Below are 2,196 nucleotides of genomic sequence, written 5' to 3'. Positions count from 1 at the left end.
GCATTGAACGCGCCGCATGGTGTAGACCAGGAATGCCGGGATTCCCTAGAGCGGCACGAAAGCAAAGCGCCGTTTACCGAGCGTATCGTAACCGGGCCTCGCTTTCCCGCACCCAGAGCAGATCGGCCGGCTGTTCGACCGTGGCCTGACCAGCACGTCGAGTGCGCTTTCAACCTGATCCCCAGCCCAACGAACGGACTCGTAGATGAAGCCCGGGTGCTTCTCGATTCGATTGAGGATAGTCTTGATACGCATCCCGCTGACTCCTTGCTGGTTGGTTTTCGCAATGGCAATCTTGCACGGGACGAGGCGGGATGCACTTCTTTCCCCGTACCGTCAGATGCTGCGTCTACTCGATCATCCGATTCTGGCCACATCAATGGCCGACCCGCATACTCTCCATCGCCTGGCGAAACGGAGTCGGGCTCTGCGGGGACGCAACCCGGCAGGGGATAGCCAGGCCGATGGCGCGTCAATGGCGCACCGCTGCCCCGGCCCCTTGCCTGGGTCGGGGCAGTTCTTCTCCCGCCCATTGAACGCCGGAGTTATACCTCAAAAATCCCGGGGTCCGGGGCAGAGCCCCGGAGAAAACTCCGTCTCCTACCCACAGATTCTGCCGAGGAGCCCGTTTTTGCAGACCTCAGTCCACCGCTGTGGACTCGATTCGAATAACGGGCAGGGCGTCGGCGGCGAGACGGGAGGCATGCCGGATGACGCGATTGAGCCTGTCGATGGGGCGCCGCCACTCCACTTCCCCGTAGCTTCCTCGGACCTCGAGCAAGCCGGCATGTATCAGTCAATGGCAAGTGCGGCACACGGCCAGCAGGTTGAACGCTTCGGTAGGGCCCCCCGCGGAACGCAAGACCACGTGGTGGATGTGGTCGTCCGGGCTCGAGCAGTGGGGATTCGAGCAGACCACCCCGTCCCGCAGCAGGACCTTGCGTCGCAGGGCAGCCGGCGTCGGGCCGCTCCGGCCGCATCCGGGGGATCCCCGTGGCCCGCCTGGGCCGCAAGGACCTGCTCGCAGAGCAAGAGCATCGCATCCTCGAGCCCACTTCCTGGCAGCCGAGTTTCTCGGCCACCTGCTCGCCGTAGAGTCGCATCACTTTGCGGAACTTCTCGTACTGGGAAGCCGTCAGTTGGAGGGCCACCCGCCGCCCGAGGGCCGGCAGGCCGTAGCCCCGTTCTCGGGGCCGGTCGCGGCCCTTCCGCTTGGCCTCCCGGTTTCCTGCCGCACTTGTTCGGCGGTCTTCTCCGCAGCGAAGCGCTGCCGCTCCACCTCGCTTTCCGCCGTTGCCATGCCGACGATGGCCCGCAGCGCCGACCAGCAGATCTCCCCCGCGGCGAAAGCCTCGAGTCAGCGCGGCAACTCGTCCGGCGCTCGCGCGACTTTGATCAGGGCATAGATCTCCGACCGGCGAAAGCCGAAGGTCTTGTCCGCGTAAGCCGCGACAGAGGGAAAGCCAAGCTCGAAGTCATCGCGGCTCTCGTAAAAAATGGGCAGCGCCTGGGCCAGGGCCAGCCGCCCGCGGTTGCCGACCCTGTGATCTTCGAGGGCATGCAGGTGGAGCTACGCGGGAGAAAAGGTGGAGCAAGCAGCGGCTTCGGCGGACAGGTGGGAATCGATGGACATGGAGAACCTCGCTAGAATCAGCCCAGGCAGCTTGAAACAAATACATCCCAGCGTTGCAAAACCACGGGTCCACTTTCCCGCCTCGAGCTGGCGTAGAGGTGGGTTCTCGCCCAGATAGCGGATCTCCACCGCTGGTCCGGGAACTTCACCGCCCGTGAACTCTGGAACCAGATGGATACCTGCCGTCATTCGCCAGATATAGCCCATCAACAGTCGTTCCCGGAGAAACCAGAGCCTAGTTTCTGCAACTGCGGAGTACAGAACTTCTATGGGAGTCAAGGCGAGACTCAAAGGCGATGGAATTATGATTCTCAGCAGTGCAAACTCGGTGCTGGAAGCCCTCGGCCCTGTGTGGGCTCTCGGTCCCGAAACGAATGCCCGCTCGTGCAACTGGAGGGCGGATCCCTCCGGCCGCCCGGCCGGCCAATCACTTCGTTCTGCTGGTTTGGCGCGGTTGCTAGAATTCACCACCTGTGACCTCTGGAGCCGATCGGTGGCTTGCCGGCATTCGCCGGATCCCGCCCGCGTAGGATCGATCATGGCGACCCGGGGGCGGTATTCTG

Annotated in this window: 3 protein-coding genes; all 3 read right to left on the bottom strand. The window is 63.5% G+C overall.

What is annotated here, in order from left to right; translation table 11 throughout:
* Nucleotides 1-45 precede the first annotated feature (45 nt).
* The gene (locus tag Q9Q40_14995) at nucleotides 46-255 is read right to left on the bottom strand and encodes a hypothetical protein (protein MDQ7008526.1); all 210 of its coding nucleotides are present in this window, start codon (nucleotides 253-255) and stop codon (nucleotides 46-48) included.
* A 541-nt stretch (nucleotides 256-796) separates the two neighbouring features.
* Complete coding sequence (locus Q9Q40_14990) at nucleotides 797-919, bottom strand: HNH endonuclease (protein ID MDQ7008525.1); 123 nt, start codon at nucleotides 917-919, stop codon at nucleotides 797-799.
* A 651-nt stretch (nucleotides 920-1,570) separates the two neighbouring features.
* Complete coding sequence (locus tag Q9Q40_14985; protein MDQ7008524.1) at nucleotides 1,571-1,843, bottom strand: hypothetical protein; 273 nt, start codon at nucleotides 1,841-1,843, stop codon at nucleotides 1,571-1,573.
* Nucleotides 1,844-2,196 lie beyond the last annotated feature (353 nt).

The sequence above is a fragment of the Acidobacteriota bacterium genome (assembly GCA_030949985.1).
Taxonomy (GTDB): domain Bacteria; phylum Acidobacteriota; class Polarisedimenticolia; order J045; family J045; genus JALTMS01.
This window is presented reverse-complemented; position numbering and strand designations above follow the sequence as displayed.

What these genes read in the sequence shown, in the direction of transcription:
- Q9Q40_14995 (MDQ7008526.1), bottom strand. Translation starts at nt 255, where the DNA reads ATGCGTATCAAGACTATCCTCAATCGAATCGAGAAGCACCCGGGCTTC.